At 70.1% G+C, this 13,638-nt stretch carries 21 protein-coding genes; 8 read left to right on the plus strand and 13 right to left on the minus strand.

The window, feature by feature from the left end:
* Positions 1-1,822: ABC transporter transmembrane domain-containing protein (locus J1M46_RS00005; protein WP_206445626.1), on the minus strand; the 1,822-nt coding region annotated here is incomplete at its 3' end.
* A gap of 114 nt (positions 1,823-1,936) precedes the next feature.
* Between J1M46_RS00005 and J1M46_RS00010 the strand changes: the two genes are divergently transcribed.
* Complete coding sequence (locus J1M46_RS00010) at positions 1,937-2,176, plus strand: type II toxin-antitoxin system Phd/YefM family antitoxin (protein WP_206445627.1); 240 nt, start codon at positions 1,937-1,939, stop codon at positions 2,174-2,176.
* Entirely contained in the window at positions 2,173-2,598 is a 426-nt protein-coding gene (locus J1M46_RS00015) for a type II toxin-antitoxin system VapC family toxin (RefSeq protein ID WP_206445628.1), read from the plus strand. Before J1M46_RS00010 ends, J1M46_RS00015 begins: the two co-directional genes overlap by 4 nt.
* Before the next feature lie 22 nt (positions 2,599-2,620).
* Here the strand turns inward: J1M46_RS00015 and J1M46_RS00020 are convergent, their stop codons facing one another.
* Positions 2,621-3,025 (minus strand): VOC family protein, encoded by a 405-nt coding sequence (locus J1M46_RS00020; protein WP_206445629.1) that lies wholly within the window; start codon positions 3,023-3,025, stop codon positions 2,621-2,623.
* Between the two features lie 132 nt (positions 3,026-3,157).
* On the opposite strand from J1M46_RS00020, the gene J1M46_RS00025 reads away from it, so the two are divergent.
* Positions 3,158-3,388 (plus strand): DUF2191 domain-containing protein, encoded by a 231-nt coding sequence (locus J1M46_RS00025; protein WP_206445630.1) that lies wholly within the window; start codon positions 3,158-3,160, stop codon positions 3,386-3,388.
* Positions 3,389-3,469: 81 nt separating this feature from the next.
* Here J1M46_RS00025 and J1M46_RS00030 read toward each other — a convergent pair whose 3' ends face one another.
* From J1M46_RS00030 to J1M46_RS00060, 7 genes are all read right to left on the minus strand, one after another.
* Complete coding sequence (locus J1M46_RS00030) at positions 3,470-3,805, minus strand: hypothetical protein (RefSeq protein ID WP_241248962.1); 336 nt, start codon at positions 3,803-3,805, stop codon at positions 3,470-3,472.
* On the minus strand, positions 3,805-4,092 hold the full coding sequence (locus J1M46_RS00035) for a hypothetical protein (protein ID WP_206445631.1): 288 nt from the start codon (positions 4,090-4,092) through the stop codon (positions 3,805-3,807). Before J1M46_RS00035 ends, J1M46_RS00030 begins: the two co-directional genes overlap by 1 nt.
* Before the next feature lie 278 nt (positions 4,093-4,370).
* A complete protein-coding gene (locus tag J1M46_RS00040) occupies positions 4,371-4,697 on the minus strand; it encodes a hypothetical protein (RefSeq protein WP_206445632.1) in 327 nt (108 codons plus the stop codon).
* Positions 4,690-4,980: a hypothetical protein gene (locus tag J1M46_RS00045; protein WP_206445633.1), complete on the minus strand. Its 291-nt coding sequence runs from the start codon at positions 4,978-4,980 to the stop codon at positions 4,690-4,692. Before J1M46_RS00045 ends, J1M46_RS00040 begins: the two co-directional genes overlap by 8 nt.
* Positions 4,981-5,055: 75 nt before the next feature.
* Positions 5,056-5,421, minus strand: a complete 366-nt coding sequence (locus tag J1M46_RS00050) for a helix-turn-helix transcriptional regulator (protein ID WP_206445634.1) — start codon at positions 5,419-5,421, stop codon at positions 5,056-5,058.
* A 48-nt stretch (positions 5,422-5,469) separates the two neighbouring features.
* Entirely contained in the window at positions 5,470-5,637 is a 168-nt protein-coding gene (locus tag J1M46_RS00055; protein ID WP_206445635.1) for a hypothetical protein, read from the minus strand.
* Between the two features lie 69 nt (positions 5,638-5,706).
* Positions 5,707-6,987, minus strand: a complete 1,281-nt coding sequence (locus J1M46_RS00060) for a cysteine desulfurase-like protein (protein ID WP_206445636.1) — start codon at positions 6,985-6,987, stop codon at positions 5,707-5,709.
* A gap of 189 nt (positions 6,988-7,176) precedes the next feature.
* Here J1M46_RS00060 and J1M46_RS00065 point away from each other — a divergent pair, with 189 nt between their 5' ends.
* Positions 7,177-8,406 carry a nucleotide disphospho-sugar-binding domain-containing protein gene (locus J1M46_RS00065; RefSeq protein ID WP_206445637.1) on the plus strand — a complete coding sequence of 410 codons (1,230 nt, stop codon included), beginning with the start codon at positions 7,177-7,179 and terminating at the stop codon, positions 8,404-8,406.
* 41 nt (positions 8,407-8,447) lie between these two features.
* Positions 8,448-9,002 carry a hypothetical protein gene (locus J1M46_RS00070; protein WP_206445638.1) on the plus strand — a complete coding sequence of 185 codons (555 nt, stop codon included), beginning with the start codon at positions 8,448-8,450 and terminating at the stop codon, positions 9,000-9,002.
* A gap of 6 nt (positions 9,003-9,008) precedes the next feature.
* Here J1M46_RS00070 and J1M46_RS15555 read toward each other — a convergent pair whose 3' ends face one another.
* On the minus strand, positions 9,009-9,143 hold the full coding sequence (locus J1M46_RS15555; protein ID WP_274606895.1) for a hypothetical protein: 135 nt from the start codon (positions 9,141-9,143) through the stop codon (positions 9,009-9,011).
* A 55-nt stretch (positions 9,144-9,198) separates the two neighbouring features.
* On the opposite strand from J1M46_RS15555, the gene J1M46_RS00075 reads away from it, so the two are divergent.
* On the plus strand, positions 9,199-9,981 hold the full coding sequence (locus tag J1M46_RS00075; RefSeq protein ID WP_206445639.1) for an Abi family protein: 783 nt from the start codon (positions 9,199-9,201) through the stop codon (positions 9,979-9,981).
* Between the two features lie 91 nt (positions 9,982-10,072).
* On the opposite strand, the gene J1M46_RS00080 is transcribed toward J1M46_RS00075, so the two are convergent.
* From J1M46_RS00080 to J1M46_RS00090, 3 genes are all read right to left on the minus strand, one after another.
* On the minus strand, positions 10,073-10,666 hold the full coding sequence (locus tag J1M46_RS00080) for an NADPH-dependent FMN reductase (RefSeq protein ID WP_206445640.1): 594 nt from the start codon (positions 10,664-10,666) through the stop codon (positions 10,073-10,075).
* A gap of 75 nt (positions 10,667-10,741) precedes the next feature.
* On the minus strand, positions 10,742-11,752 hold the full coding sequence (gene galE / locus J1M46_RS00085) for a UDP-glucose 4-epimerase GalE (protein WP_206445641.1): 1,011 nt from the start codon (positions 11,750-11,752) through the stop codon (positions 10,742-10,744).
* 46 nt (positions 11,753-11,798) lie between these two features.
* A complete protein-coding gene (locus J1M46_RS00090; protein ID WP_206445642.1) occupies positions 11,799-12,593 on the minus strand; it encodes a hypothetical protein in 795 nt (264 codons plus the stop codon).
* A 105-nt stretch (positions 12,594-12,698) separates the two neighbouring features.
* Here J1M46_RS00090 and J1M46_RS00095 point away from each other — a divergent pair, with 105 nt between their 5' ends.
* Both J1M46_RS00095 and J1M46_RS00100 read left to right on the plus strand, forming a co-directional pair.
* Positions 12,699-12,851, plus strand: coding sequence for a hypothetical protein (locus tag J1M46_RS00095; RefSeq protein WP_206445643.1), 153 nt, complete (start codon positions 12,699-12,701; stop codon positions 12,849-12,851).
* Positions 12,852-13,052: 201 nt separating this feature from the next.
* A complete protein-coding gene (locus J1M46_RS00100) occupies positions 13,053-13,553 on the plus strand; it encodes a hypothetical protein (RefSeq protein WP_206445644.1) in 501 nt (166 codons plus the stop codon).
* Positions 13,554-13,638: the final 85 nt, after the last annotated feature.

Raw genomic sequence — 13,638 nt, forward strand, 5'->3', positions numbered from 1 at the left:
CGAGGGCGGTGGTCTCGGGCTCGTGGCTCGCCAGCACGATGACGGCGCGGTCGGCGCGGCGCAGGATGGCGGCGCGCACGAGGTCGGCGGAGGCGCGGTCGAGGTGCGCGGTGGGCTCGTCGAGCACGAGCAGGTGCGTGCTGCCGGTGCCGGCAGCGGCGGTGCCGGGGGCGGCGGCAGCAGCGGCGCCGGTAGCGCCGGCTCCGGCTTCGGGGGCGGCGGCAGCAGCGGCGCCGGTAGCGCCGGCTCCGGCTTCGGGGGCGGCGGCAGCGGCGGTGCCGGGGGTGGCGGCAGCAGCGGTGCCGGCGGCGTCCGCACCGGTGTCGATGCGCGCGAGGGCGCGGGCCACCGCGAGGCGGCGCTGCTCGCCGGGGCTGAGCTCGGCCACGGCCGCGTCGGCGACGTGGCCCAGCCCGAGCTCCTCCAGTGCCGGCAGCGGATCGGCGCCGTACAGGGCGAGCTCGGCGCGCGGCGTGGGCGCGAACGCGCGAGGGGCTTGCGGGGCCCAGCCCACCGCATCCGCTCGTACGCCCGTGATGGTGCCGCTGATGTCGGCATCGGCGGGCAGGGTTCCGGTCAGTGCGGCGAGCAGGGTCGACTTGCCGGCGCCGGAGGGTCCGGCGATGGAGACGATGCCGGTGAGCTCGGCGGTGACGCCGGCGAGCGTCGGGGCGTCGCGGCCGGCGTAGCGGACGGTGAGGTCGGTGATGCGGATGGAGGACGTCTCGATACGCGCGCTGCGCGCGCTGCTCGACGAGCGGTAGGGAGCGTCGGCGGCGCGCACCTCGGCGGGGGCGGGGCGGTCGAGGATCGCCTGCGAGCGCTCCAGCGCCGAGAGGCCGTCTTGCGAGGCGTGGAAGGCGGTGCCGACCTGGCGGAGGGCGTTGTAGGCCTCGGGGGCGAGGATGAGGGCGAGGAGGGCGGGCTCGAGCTCCATCGTGCCGTTCAGCAGCCGCAGGCCGAGGAAGACAGCGACGATCGCGACCGAGATGGTGGCGACGAGTTCGAGGGCCAGGGCGGAGAGGAAGGCCCACCGCAGGGTCTCCTGCGTGCGCTCGCGGTAGCGGCGCTGCAGCTGCTCGAGCGCCGCCGCCTGCTCGTCGACGCGGCCGAGGCCGACGAGCACCGGCAGGCCGCGCGCGAGCTCGGCGAGGTGGTCGGCGAGCCGGGTGAGGGCGGTGAGCGCCTCGTCGGTGCGCTGCTGAGTGTGCTTGCCGATGAGCACCATGAAGAAGGGGATGAGCGGCACGGTGAGCACGATCACGACGGCGCTCAGCCAGTCGGCGCCGAGCACGCGGATGCCGATCAGCAGCGGCACGACTGCGGCGGCGATCGTCGCCGGCAGCGAGGAGACGTAGTAGTCGTCGAGGTCGTCGAGCCCGTCGGCCGCGAGCACGGCGGTGCCGCCGCCAGAGGCATCACCCGCCGCGATGCGTCGCCACAGCCGCCCGCGGATCGAGCGCTTCACGTCGGTGGCGATGCGGCGGGCAACGACCGAGGTCGCCCACTCGGCGCCCGTGCGCAGCAGGGCGCCGGCGATGCCGAGCACGACGATCAGCCGCGTCGTCTCGGCGTCGAACGAGGCGTCGGCGAGCGCCGCGATGCCGCGCGCGACCGCCTCGGCGACCAGCACGAGCCCGGCGGCCCGCAGCGCCGCGAGCAGGCCCAGCAGGTAGACGCGCCCGCGCGGGACCGGCCCGAGCGAGGGGCGGCGGAAGCCGGGTGCGGACGCGGTGCGCTCGGCCTCGAGCACCCACGGATCGATGGTCGAGCGCTGGTCGTTCAGGGCGCGCGCAGCGGGCTCAGGTTGCGGTGGGAGCACCCAGTCATGCTCTCAGTCTCGGCTATGTGCGTGCCGACCATGCGCATCCCTGCCATTGCCTCAGAGGTACTCGCGCGCGTACTATAGGTACGTACCTACATTTGGAGGTCGGCGATGACGATCATGAGTGCCCGCGAGTTCAATCGCGACGTCAGCGCGGCGAAGCGTGCCGCCGGTGATGCGCCGGTGGTGATCACCGACCGCGGCGAGCCGGCGTTCGTGCTGCTCTCGATCGAGGAGTACCGCCGCATCGGCGAGCGGGGCATCGACCTGGTCGAGCGGCTGAGCATGGACGACGATCTCGACATCGAGTTTGAGCCCGTCCGGATCGAGCTGCAGGCGCCCGAGCTATGAGCTATCTGCTCGACACCACTGTCGTCAGCGAGCTGCGCAAGCCGGATCACCGCGCCGATCGCGCCGTGCGCAGCTGGGCTGCGGCGCGGATACCCTCGCACCTGCACCTCTCGGCGATCACCGTGCTCGAGATCGAGCTCGGCATCGGGCGGCTCCGACGGCGCGACGCCGCGCAGGCCGATCGTCTGCAGACATGGCTCGAAGACGACCTGCTCGCCGTGTTCGCAGGGCGAATCTTGGCGGTCGACGTGCCGGTGGCGCGGCGCGCCGCCAGGCTCCACGTGCCTGATCCTCGCCCGGAGCGTGACGCGTTGATCGCAGCGACAGCGATCGTGCATGGGTTGACGATGGTCACGCGGAACGTGGCCGACTTCGAACCCATGGGCGTCGCGGTTATCGATCCATGGTCCTCGCGGCGCTGACCAGGCAGCGGTCGTCGACGCGTCAGCGCTGATTCATGCGGATGAGGTTGCCGGCCGGGTCGCGGAAGGCGCAGTCGCGCACGCCGTAGTCCTGGTCGGTGGGCTCCTGCACGACATCCGCCCCCGCCGCCTGCACGCGCTCGAACAGCCCGTCGAGGTCGTCGGTGGCGAGGGTGAGCGCGGTGAAGACGCCCTTGGCCATGAGGTCGAGCACGACCTGGCGCTCGGCATCGGTCACGCCCGGGTCGGCGGCTGGCGGGTGCAGCACGATCGCGGTGGGCGAGCCCTCGGGCGCCACGGTGAGCCAGCGCATGTCCTGGTAGCCGACGTCCTGCCGCACCTCGAAGCCCAGGATGTCGCGGTAGAAGCCCAGCGCCGCCTCGCCGTCGGTGTGCGGGAGGAACGCGTAGTGAATGCTGATGTCCATGGCCGCAACGCTAGGCCGCATCAGGCCCGCCGCGCTTCTCGAATCCTGACGAAGTGGGGCGGATGCGTTGCCGCGGCCACGCGGGCACGTCACCGTGACATGGTGCTGACTCGGTGGCATCATGGGCCACCCATGCGCATCACTCTGAATATCGACGCCGAACTGCTGGCTGCTGTGCAGGCGCACGCCGTGCGCACGCACAGCACGGTCGATGCTGTGTTGGAGGATGCGCTCCGGCGCGACTTGCTGGCGCCGATTCCGGCGGTGCTGCCGGACTTCGCGTACACGGGTGGGCTGCAGCCCGGCGTCGATCTGCATGACAAGCGCGGCATGGCCGCACTGCTGGGTGAGCCGCGCCGCTGACCCGTCAAAGGCGCGACGGCGTCATCGCGCCACGATGCAGCCGATCAGCAGGTAGCCGTTGGGCGTCGAGCCCTCGCCGACTCAGCGGCCCGGATTACGCTGCGCTCGCAGATAGGCGTCGAGCTCAAATCGTTCGCCCACCGCGACGGCTTCCACCGCGACCGCCGTCGCCTCATCAGGCGTCAGGCGATAGACCAAGCGGTAGTTCGGCTTCGGGTTACGCGGATCCTCGTCGAAGTACAGCATCCGACAGTCGGACAAGTCGCCGGTGGCCACTCGAGCATCGAGCGGGATGCCAGTCAACTGGCCCTTCGCCACGAGGGCAAGGAGGTCGATTGCCCGCTTTCGCAGTTCCAATGTTGGCAGGTCATAGATGTCCTGCTGGAAGCCGATCGTTCGGGTGAGCTTCAGCGACACTATGCCGGCAACTCCACGCCGAGCTCAGCGGCGAGGTCGTCGAGCGGCACCGCTGGGCCCTCCGCGATGCGTGCCCGCGCGATGCGAGCGATCTCGAGGTCCTCCAAGAGCGGCACGATCTCGCGATAGAGGTCGTAGGGGATGATCGCAGCCTCTGGCTTGCGGTGCGCACCGAAGATCATCGGCTTGGCGCGTGACCCATGCTCGCGGAAGCCGCGCACCACGTCACCGAGTTCATCCCGCGCTTCGCGGCTGGTGCGAACGATCTGAGGATCGTAGGTCGTCATGCCTGCAGTCTACCAAAAGCGCGCGCGAGTGTGGGCACAAATATGTACACGCTGGCGTGCGAGATTGTGCGCGAGTTGGAGCCGACCACGGGTGAGCGTCACCGGATGGGCCGGGTCACCTGCTTGGCGAGGCAGGCGGGGATGCCGGCGGCGGCCTGCGAGTGGTCGCGCCTGTAGACGCTGGGGAGACGCCGACGAGCTCGATGCAGCGGGTGCTGAAGGCGTCGAGCGATCCGTAGCCGACGGCGAAGCAGTGGGTCGCCGCAGCTAGGCCCGTTTCATTTCGCCAGTGCTCGAGCCTTCACCAGAGCGAGGTCGCGCTCAAGGCGCTCGACCGCCTGCTGAAGGTCGTCGCTGCCCCGACTTGCCAGGCCGTCGAGGATGAACCCGCGCACGAGCGCGGAGACCGGTACTCCGTCGGAGGCTGCGAGCGTCTGCAGCGCCTCGAGCGTCTCCGCAGGCACGCGCAGCGACAGCATCTGCGGGCGGTCGCTGTTGGGCCGGGTCCAGACGCCTTCGGGCACCGCGTCGCGGTACTCGACCGTCTCGCCCTCGATCTCGGCGCGGATGGCGTCTCGCACTTCGTCGGGGATCTTCTTACTCATCGCGGTCACCTCTCCAGTACCGCTCACGATGTGCCCGGTTCGCGGTCCATGCGTTCGCACCGAAGCGGTTCTCCCCTCGCCGTACAACGATCACGACCAGCACCTCGGCACGACTATGGCTCCAGCCGATCCATCGATCTGACATGCCCGATCTGCTGCTCGGATCCGGCGAGATGCACAATGCGTTCGGGTCAGCAATCGCATCGTCCGCCTCCTCCTGCATCACTCCGTGGCGCTCGCGCATATGCGCAAGAGCTTCGGGGGTCCATTCGACGTAGGCCACGGCCGGAGCGTATGACAACTGTAAGACGTACGATGCGCATTGTCCACAGAGCGATGGAGCGAGGCCGTCTGGTCCTCACCGGATGGGCCGGGTCACCTGCTTCGCGAGGCAGGCGGGGATGCCGGCGGCGGCCTGCGAGTGGTCGCGCTTGTAGACGCTCGGGGAGACGCCGACGAGCTCAGTGAAGCGGGTGCTGAAGGTGCCGAGCGAGCCGTAGCCGACGGCGAAGCAGACCTCAGTGACCGACAGGTCGCCGCGCCGCAGCAGCGTCATCGCCCGCTCGATGCGGCGGGTCATCAGGTAGCTGTAGGGCGGCTCGCCGTAGATGCGGGCGAACTCGCGGCTGAGTTGCCCCGCTGACATGTGGGCGCCGGCGGCGAGCGCCTCGACGTTCAGCGGACGGTCGAACTCGCGGTCGATGCGGTCGCGCACGTGCCGCATCGCGATGATGGCACGGCGGGGCGCGTCAGCATCGGACGGGACCACGGATCAGTAGCGCTCGGCGTCGCGCTGGCGCTGCAGCTCGCCGCTGAGGTCGACGCCCTCGCCTGGCTCGGCGGGCTCGGGCAACGTCGTGCGTTCTCGAACCGGCTCTCGCAGTCGGCCCTGTGCTCGCAACCGTTCCAGGGCGGTGGGTTCGCTGGCGCTGTCACTCATGCGCCTACTGTAGAGCGCGGGTGTGACACGCGTCAGCGCGCGGTTTGAAGGTGGGCTCCGGGTGCACCCTCAGAGGAAGTCGGCCAGCCCCGTCAGCAGCCGGTCGATCTCGGCGTCGTCGTTGTAGGGAGCGAGGCCTACGCGCACGCCTGCCTCGGCCGAGAGCCCGAGCCCGCGCTTGAGTGCCTGGAAGGGCTCGTGCGCGTAGAAGGTGCCGGCCGGGGCGACGATGTCGCGCTCGGCGAGGAAGCGGTAGGCGTCGAACGGGTCGCGGTCGGCGAAGGTGAAGAACAGCGTCGAGGTGCGCTCGCGGGCGACCGAGTGCAGCGTGACGCGGTCGCCGAACGAGGCGAGCCCCTCCTCGATGCGGCCGCGCAGCCGCAGCTCGTGCTCGTCGATGGCTTCGTTGGCGGCGATCAGGCGCTCGCGGCGCGTGGCGCCCGAGCCCGCGGCGCCCGCGCCCGCGGCATCCGCACCCGCTGCACCCGCGCCCGCGGCGCCCCCGCCCGAGCCGGGCGCGAGGCTCGCGATGAAGTCGACCGCGGCGGTCGCGCCGGCCATGATCTCGTACGGCAGCGTGCCGAGCTCGAAGCGCTCCGGCACCTCGTTGGTCGAGGGCAGCAGCTTGTCGGGCTGCAGCGTCTCGAGCAGCGCCGGATCGGCGGCGAGCGCCGCGCAGTGCGGGCCGTAGAGCTTGTAGGGCGAGCAGACGAAGAAGTCGGCGCCCAGTGCCGCCGTGTCGACGGATGCGTGGGCCGCGCAGTGCACGCCGTCGACGTAGACGAGCGCCCCCATCTCGTGCGCCCGCGCCGCGATGCGCGCCACCGGCGGCTTCGTGCCGAGCAGGTTGGAGGCGGCGGTCACCGCCACGAGGCGCGTGCGCTCGTTCACGATCTCGTCCAGTGCGCTGAGGTCGAGCTCGGCCGTGGCCGCGTCCAGCGGCAGCCAGCGCACGACGGCACCCACCGCATCCGCCGCCTGCATCCACGGCCGCACGTTCGAGTCGTGGTCGAGCTGGGTGACGACCACCTCGTCGCCGGGCTGCCAGGTCTTGGCGAGCATCCGCGAGACGTCGTAGGCGATCTGCGTGGCGCTGCGCCCGTAGACGATGCCGCGCGGCGAGGCGCCCAGCAGGTCGGCGAAGGCGCTGCGGAAGGCGGTGACGGCGTCGTCGGCGTTGCGCTCGCTCAGCGACAGCGTGCCGCGGTTCGACAGCGGCGCGGTGATCGTGCGGGCGATCGCCTCGCCCACCACGGCGGGCGTCTGCGTGCCGCCCGGGCCGTCGAAGTGGGCCAGGCCGGAGGCGAGCGAGGGGAAGTGGGCGCGCAGCGCGGCGACGTCGAGGCTCATGGCGACACTCTGCCAGCAGCGCTGCCGGAGGTGGGCCATCCGCCACGCCACCTCAGCGTCCCGCCCCGACGCTCAAGAACGGTAACGGTGTTCCATAAGTCCTCTCAAGGTTGCCGCAGACGGGCGTACCGTTGGCAAGTGGCACACCTGCTCGTGACTGCACTGCCGCTTGCAGGTCACGCTCGGCCCATGACGGCGGTCGCCGCCGCGCTCGTCGATCGCGAGCACCGCGTCACCGCCTACACGGGCGCGACGTATGCGGATGCGTTCGACGAGCTCGGGTGCGAGACGGTGCTGTGGCGGGATGCGCACGAGATCCAGGAGCAGGAGCTCATGGACGCGCTGCCGGCCGCGGGCGAGCCGGGCGCGCGCGGCTCGCAGAGCCGCCTGCACCACCTCTTCCTCGACACCGCGATGAGCCAGGTGGAGGACATCCTGGCGGCGCACGAGCGCCATCCGTTCGACGCGCTCGTGGGCGACGTGATGTCGGTCGGCACGGGGCTGGCGGCCGAGCTGTTGGGCCTGCCGTGGGCGACGCTGTCGCTGGTGCCGCTCACGATGCCGAGCCGCGATCTGCCGCCGCCCGGCATGGGCCTGCAGCCGGGCAGGGGCATCACCGGCAGGCTGCGCGACCGGTTGCTGCGGGCGTTCGCGCCGCCGGTGGGCGAGCGGGCCGATCGCGAGTACCGCGCGCTGCGCGCGCAGCTCGGGCTCCAGAACGGGCGGCACTTCGCCGAGGCGATCTACTCGCGGCAGCTGGTGATCGCGACCGGCTCGGCCTCGCTCGAGTTCCCGCGCAGCGATCTGCCGGCGCGGGTGGAGTTCGTCGGGCACCTGCAGCCGCGCGCGTCGACGCTCGGCGCGCCGCCGCTGTGGGCGGAGACGCTCGCCCTCGAGCCGCGCCCGATCGTGGTCGTCACGCAGGGGCTGGTCGACACCGACCCGGTCGAGCTGCTCGAGCCCACCCTGTTCGCCCTCACCCACGAGCAGGTGCGGGTGATCGGCACCACCGCCGGCCGCAGCACCGCCGAGCATGTGCCGGCGAACGCGCGGCTGGTCGACTTCGTGCCGTTCTCTGCGGTGCTGCCGCACGCGACGGTCGGGGTCACCAACGGCGGATGGGGTGGCGTGCTGGAGATGCTGGCGGCCGGCGTGCCGCTGGTGGTCGCCGGGGGCACGCTGGACAAGCCCGAGATCGCCGCACGGGTCGCCTGGTCGGGCGCGGGGCTCGACCTGCGCACGGGGCGGCCACGACCCATCCGGGTCAGGAACGCCGTGCGACGGGTGCTGCAGGAGCCGGCGTTCAGGGAGCGTGCGCAGGTGATCGCGGCGGAGTTCGCGGCGCTCGGGGGAGCGGAGCGGGCGGCGGCACTGGTGGAGGAGCTGCTGGCGCCGCGTCCTGAGCAGATCTTGACCTGAGTGCGGCTCGTCAAGGCGCGCGTCTGCTTACGATGGAGCACGTGCCAATTCGCGCCCGTACCCCGAAGGCGCGCGACGCGGAGCCCGTCGTGCGCGTGCTCGCCGTCTACAACGGCGATGTCGCGCACTCGCAGCGGGTCGTCGCGCGGGTGGTCGACGAGCTCGGCGCGGTGCTCGGGCGCACGCAGTTCGCCGACGCCGTCGAGATCAGCGAGCTCGACCTCGCACGCGTGCCCTCCCGCAGGGCGCAGCGAGCGCTCTGCCGCTCGGCCGAGCTGGTCGTCGGCCTCGACGCCGAGCACCTGCGCGGGCTCGACCGGCCGCTGCTGGCGCGCCACCGCATCTACACCCTCGAGGAGTTCACGCTCGCGCTCGAGACGGTCGCCCATTCGGCGTACGGCCGGGCGGTCGTCTCGGTGCTCGAGCGCGGCCTGCCGGCCTTCTCGCGCAGCATCATCGCCGCAGCCTGCGCGGCGCGAGGGCTGCTGCACACGCCCATCCGGGCGCCGCGCCGCGCCGACACGGTCGAGGAGTACGCGCCCCGCCTCGCGCGAGCGATCGGCGAGCTCGCGATCGGCCGGGCGCTCTCGGGCTGAGCCGCCTCAGCCCTGCTGCGGCAGCACCGTCAGCACCCGCCGCACGAAGTCGTCGAAGGTGCGCATGTAGGTCTGCAGGAACGCTTCAGTCGCCTGTATGGCGGGGTTACCCGTGGAACGAAAGAACCCCGGTCGCATCATGGCTCGAGGCCAGAGAGGCGAATTCCGGGGACTTCTGCGTCCTAAGGTAGCAGGTATGGCTGAGCCCGTCCAGGATCCGATCGTCCTTGAAGCCGCACGCCTTGCTCGGTTGGAACAAGCTCTCGACAAGGCCGTGTCCTCGGATCGAATGGGCACATATCTGGCCGCAGCAGCGGGTGATCCTGCCCGCGCGCGAGCGCTGTATGTGTGGGATCGAGATGTCAGCGCTGCTCTGCTTGCCGATATAGCGATTCTCGAAGTAGCCGTCAGGAACGCCATGCACGCGGCCTTGGCCGCGGGATGGAGTGAGCGTTGGTACGAGAATGCTGCTCTCTGGCTGGACGATCGCAGCATGCGACAGCTGGAGAACGCTTGGAAGGATCTTCCGAGCGACGTCAAGCGCAATCGGCACGACGTCCTCTTGCCGGGCCGTCTGGTGGCGCGGTGCATGTTCGGTTTTTGGACGAACCTGCTCGACGCAGGCAGTTTCGTTGGGCGTGAGCCTCGGCGGACGGCGACGGACTACGAGGCGTTGTGGCGGTCGCATCTCAGCAAGGCGTTTCTCGGCGGTAGAGCGCAGGCGCGTGCTTCGGGCGCCAGGTACACGCGATCCTGGGCGCATGAACAGCTCCGATTTGTCAACGTCGTGCGAAATCGAGCGGCGCACCATGAGCCGTTCGTCAATGGCTGTCCAGTACCGGGGCAAGCAAGCAGACGCCTAACCGCGCAAGAGGCTCATGACGCCTGCCTCGTGCTTGCTCGAATGCTCGATCGCGACCTTGCGGCGTGGCTGAGCGGGTCAACTCGAGTGCCCTCGGTGCTGGCGGCTCGCCCTTGACATGCGGACTCGCCGTCGGCGTGCGGAAGTAACGTCGAGGCTCTGTGCTCGTTTGGTTGCCGTGCGGCTGGATGGGTCGGGCTGAGCCGCGTCAGCCCTGCTGCGGCAGGACCGTCAGCACCCGTCGCACAAAGTCGTCGAAGGTGCGCATGTAGGTCTGCAGGAACTCCTTGGTCGACTCGTTGGTGACGGTGTCGTCCTCGGCGTAGTCCTCCTCCTTGAAGGTGATGTACGCCTCGATCTCGTTCATCATCGGAGCGTTGCAGTAGGAGAGGATGGACTTGAGGTGCTGCTGGCCGACGGCGGTGCCGATGGCGCCCGGCGAGGCGCCGATGATGCCGACCGGCTTGCGGCTCAGCGCGTTCTCGCCGTAGGGGCGCGAGGCCCAGTCGATGGCGTTCTTCAGCGCGCCGGGGATCGACCGGTTGTACTCGGGCGTGACGATCAGGATGCCGTCGGCGTCGAGGATCGACTGCTTCAGCGCCACCGCCTCGGGCGGGTAGTTGTCGTCGCGGTCGCGATCGTAGAGGTCGAGCGTGTCGATCTCGATGAACGAGCACTGCAGCGCCTCGGGAGCGAGCTTGATGAGCGCGTTGGCGAGGCGGCGGTTGATGGACGACGCCGCGATGCTGCCGCAGATGACGCCGATCGTGTACGGGGGTTCGTGGTGGTAGGTGTCAGCCATGCCGCCAGCATGCACCCGCAGCCTGGGAAGGTCGAGGGTGTAAAGACGAGCGGATGCGTCGGCTGGCGACGCAGGTCAGCCGGCGTAGCCGCGTGGGTTGCGTTCCTGCCAGCGCCACGTGTCGCGCACCGCGTCGGCGAGCGTGCGGGTGGTGCGCCAGTCGAGCCGCTCGTGCGCGAGCGCCGGGTTTGCCGTCGAGACGGCGGCGTCGCCGGGCCGGCGAGCGACCACCTCGTGCGGCAGTTCGCGGCCCACGGTCGCTTCGAAGGCGTGCAGCACGTCGAAGACCGAGCCACCAGCGCCGGTGCCGAGGTTGACGGTGAGCACGCCCGGCTCGAGCTTCTCGAGCGCGGCCACGTGCCCTTCGGCCAGGTCGAGCACGTGGATGTAGTCGCGCACGCCGGTGCCGTCGTGCGTGTTGTAGTCGTCGCCGAAGATGCGCAGCCGCTCGCGCACGCCGGCCGCCACCTGCGCCACGAAGGGCATGAGGTTGTTGGGGATGCCCTTGGGGTCCTCGCCGATCTCGCCCGAGGCGTGCGCACCCACCGGGTTGAAGTAGCGCAGCACGGCGGCCTGCAGGCTCGGGTCGGCGGTGGATGCGTCGGCGACGATCGCCTCGATCATCGCCTTCGTGCGGCCGTAGGGGTTGGGCAGGTCGATGCCGACCGGAGCGCTCTCGGCGAGCAGCTCGCCGGGCTGCTCGTAGACCGTCGCGGAGGAGGAGAAGACGAAGCGGGTCACGCCGTGCTCGGCCATGGCCTCGAGCGTGGCGATCGCCGAGCCCAGGTTCACGCGGTAGTACTCGAGCGGCTTCGCCACCGATTCGCCGACTGCTTTCCGCCCGGCGAAGTGGATGACCGCCTCGATGCCGTGCTCGGCGATTGTGCGGCCGACGAGTTCGCGGTCGCCGGCGTCGCCCACCGCAAGCGGAATGTCGACGCCCGCGAGCCGCGATGCGCGCCGCACGGCCTCCTCGCTGGCGTTCGAAAGGTCATCGAGCACGACAACGTGGTGACCATGCTCGATGAGCACGATCGCGGTGTGCGAGCCGATGAATCCGGCGCCTCCGGTGAGCAGCACGCGCATGGGGTCTCCTGTGTCTGGGGTGCCGGCCAAGCCTATGCGGCGCGGGTCACGGCTGCGTCGGGGCCGGAATCTCGACCGGCTCGCCCCACTGCAGGAAGGTGTTGCTGGTGGTCGCCGAGATGTCGCCGACCGCCGCGGTGCCGACGGCATACGCGCCCAGGTAGTCGTTGCCGAGCCAGAGCTGGTAGTCGGTGATGGCGATGCCCAGCATCGCGAACGCGCCGGCTGCCTCGAGCTGCCAGGCGACATCCGCCACCGCATCCGTCGCCGGCACCGAGGTCTCGTCGACCACGCGCCAGTCGGTCTGCGCCATCGCTGCGCCGAGCGTGCGCGGATCGCCGAAGACGCGGGTGAGCTTCACGGCGGCCGTGGCCAGCATCACCTGCGGGTCGGTCGATCCCTCATCGGCCCGCACCCAACCGCTCTCGGGTAGCAGCGCCCATCCGTCGTCGCCGCGCACGACCAGCGGCAGATCGCCGTCGGCGCTCATCGAGAACTGCGGCGTCCACTCGAACTGCACGGTGGAGGAGGTGCCGTCGCTCGAGTCGACGCGGTGCGAGCCGGAGCCGACAGCGAGCATCGCTGCGGCCATGCAGCCGCCGAGCTGCTCACCCGGGATGACCGCTCCCGACTCGAACAGGATGCCGTCGCATTCGGGCACAGCCGCGGCGACGGGGTCGGCGGATGCGTCGGGCTCGGCCGCCGGGTCGGTGCCGGTCGCCGACGCGTCGGCAGGCTCCGTCGCCAGCGGGCTCTCGGTGGAGGTGCTCGATGACGAGCATCCGGCGAGCAGCAGAGCGGCGAGGATCAGAGGGGCGAAGGCGGGCGTCAGGCGGCGCATGGATCGATCGTAGGGGGCGCGATCCGGGCGTACTTGAGGGCATCCGCCCACAACGCTGAGGCGTGGCACCGGCGTGTTTTGAGATGAGTGTTACAGAATGTCGGCATGACGATCTACACGCTCGACAATGGTGTCGAGTACGAGACCACCGATTGCCCGCTTTGCGAGCTCCGCGCTCCCCGCGTGCGCCCCGCAGACGGGCTCCTCCACTGCGTCAACTGCGACATGATGTGGCGCGAGCAGCGGGAGGCGGCCTGATCTGGCAGCGCTGAAACCGGTCGAGGTGATGCTCCATCCGACGGGTGGTTAGGGAGCGGATCCGGAGGTGGGGGCTGCCAGAGCACGGGTGTGCCATGCACGCGATCCGCGGTAGCACGCGCCACGTCACGGCGCGGATCGGTCGGCGCTGCATAAACTCGACTGATGCGTGCGCGAACGATAGACCGAAAGATTCACCAGGTGACGGAGCATCGCAGCGTCGCAGCCTTCTGCGATGCCGCGACCACGCCGCCGGGCATCAACACCATCCTCGATGGCGACCTGCCGATCGACGTGCTGAATGTTCCCGGCGGGGGCGACACCACGCTCGTGTTTCTCCATGGTGCAATGGAGAGCGACGTGCGGCTCCCCGTGCTTACCGGTCAGTCTGTTTCTAGAGGCGTCACCGCCAGTCGCGTATTCATCTCTGACCCGTCCCTTGTCCTGTCGGAAGACCTGTTCCTAGCGTGGTACGCAGGCAACTACAAACAGCCGGACTTAGCGACGCGGCTGGTTGAAATCATCAGCAAACTCGCCGCCGATCACGCTTCTCGACGCGTCGTACTGTTCGGTGGATCCGGCGGCGGATTCGCGGCGATGCGGCTCGCGGCTCAGCTCGATCACTCGCTCGCGCTCGTCTTCAATCCTCAGACGAATATCGGCGCTCCTGACATACCTGTGGGCGCGTTGAGCGTGCCGTGACGGCCGCACGCCGTTCCCTGCCTAGTTTCTGAACTGTCAAAGGTACGGAAACGAGTGGTCAGGAGAACGGCGTGCGTGATGTCAG

Source organism: Agrococcus sp. KRD186 (assembly GCF_017168255.1).
Classification (GTDB): Bacteria; Actinomycetota; Actinomycetes; order Actinomycetales; family Microbacteriaceae; genus Agrococcus.

What these genes read in the sequence shown, in the direction of transcription:
- J1M46_RS00010 (WP_206445627.1), top strand. Translation starts at nt 1,937, where the DNA reads ATGACGATCATGAGTGCCCGCGAGTTCAATCGCGACGTCAGCGCGGCG.
- J1M46_RS00015 (WP_206445628.1), top strand. Translation starts at nt 2,173, where the DNA reads ATGAGCTATCTGCTCGACACCACTGTCGTCAGCGAGCTGCGCAAGCCG.
- J1M46_RS00020 (WP_206445629.1), bottom strand. Translation starts at nt 3,025, where the DNA reads ATGGACATCAGCATTCACTACGCGTTCCTCCCGCACACCGACGGCGAG.
- J1M46_RS00025 (WP_206445630.1), top strand. Translation starts at nt 3,158, where the DNA reads ATGCGCATCACTCTGAATATCGACGCCGAACTGCTGGCTGCTGTGCAG.
- J1M46_RS00035 (WP_206445631.1), bottom strand. Translation starts at nt 4,092, where the DNA reads ATGACGACCTACGATCCTCAGATCGTTCGCACCAGCCGCGAAGCGCGG.
- J1M46_RS00040 (WP_206445632.1), bottom strand. Translation starts at nt 4,697, where the DNA reads ATGAGTAAGAAGATCCCCGACGAAGTGCGAGACGCCATCCGCGCCGAG.
- J1M46_RS00050 (WP_206445634.1), bottom strand. Translation starts at nt 5,421, where the DNA reads ATGCGGCACGTGCGCGACCGCATCGACCGCGAGTTCGACCGTCCGCTG.
- J1M46_RS00055 (WP_206445635.1), bottom strand. Translation starts at nt 5,637, where the DNA reads ATGAGTGACAGCGCCAGCGAACCCACCGCCCTGGAACGGTTGCGAGCA.
- J1M46_RS00060 (WP_206445636.1), bottom strand. Translation starts at nt 6,987, where the DNA reads ATGAGCCTCGACGTCGCCGCGCTGCGCGCCCACTTCCCCTCGCTCGCC.
- J1M46_RS00065 (WP_206445637.1), top strand. Translation starts at nt 7,177, where the DNA reads ATGACGGCGGTCGCCGCCGCGCTCGTCGATCGCGAGCACCGCGTCACC.
- J1M46_RS15555 (WP_274606895.1), bottom strand. Translation starts at nt 9,143, where the DNA reads ATGATGCGACCGGGGTTCTTTCGTTCCACGGGTAACCCCGCCATACAG.
- J1M46_RS00075 (WP_206445639.1), top strand. Translation starts at nt 9,199, where the DNA reads ATGGCTGAGCCCGTCCAGGATCCGATCGTCCTTGAAGCCGCACGCCTT.
- J1M46_RS00080 (WP_206445640.1), bottom strand. Translation starts at nt 10,666, where the DNA reads ATGGCTGACACCTACCACCACGAACCCCCGTACACGATCGGCGTCATC.
- galE (WP_206445641.1), bottom strand. Translation starts at nt 11,752, where the DNA reads ATGCGCGTGCTGCTCACCGGAGGCGCCGGATTCATCGGCTCGCACACC.
- J1M46_RS00090 (WP_206445642.1), bottom strand. Translation starts at nt 12,593, where the DNA reads ATGCGCCGCCTGACGCCCGCCTTCGCCCCTCTGATCCTCGCCGCTCTG.
- J1M46_RS00095 (WP_206445643.1), top strand. Translation starts at nt 12,699, where the DNA reads ATGACGATCTACACGCTCGACAATGGTGTCGAGTACGAGACCACCGAT.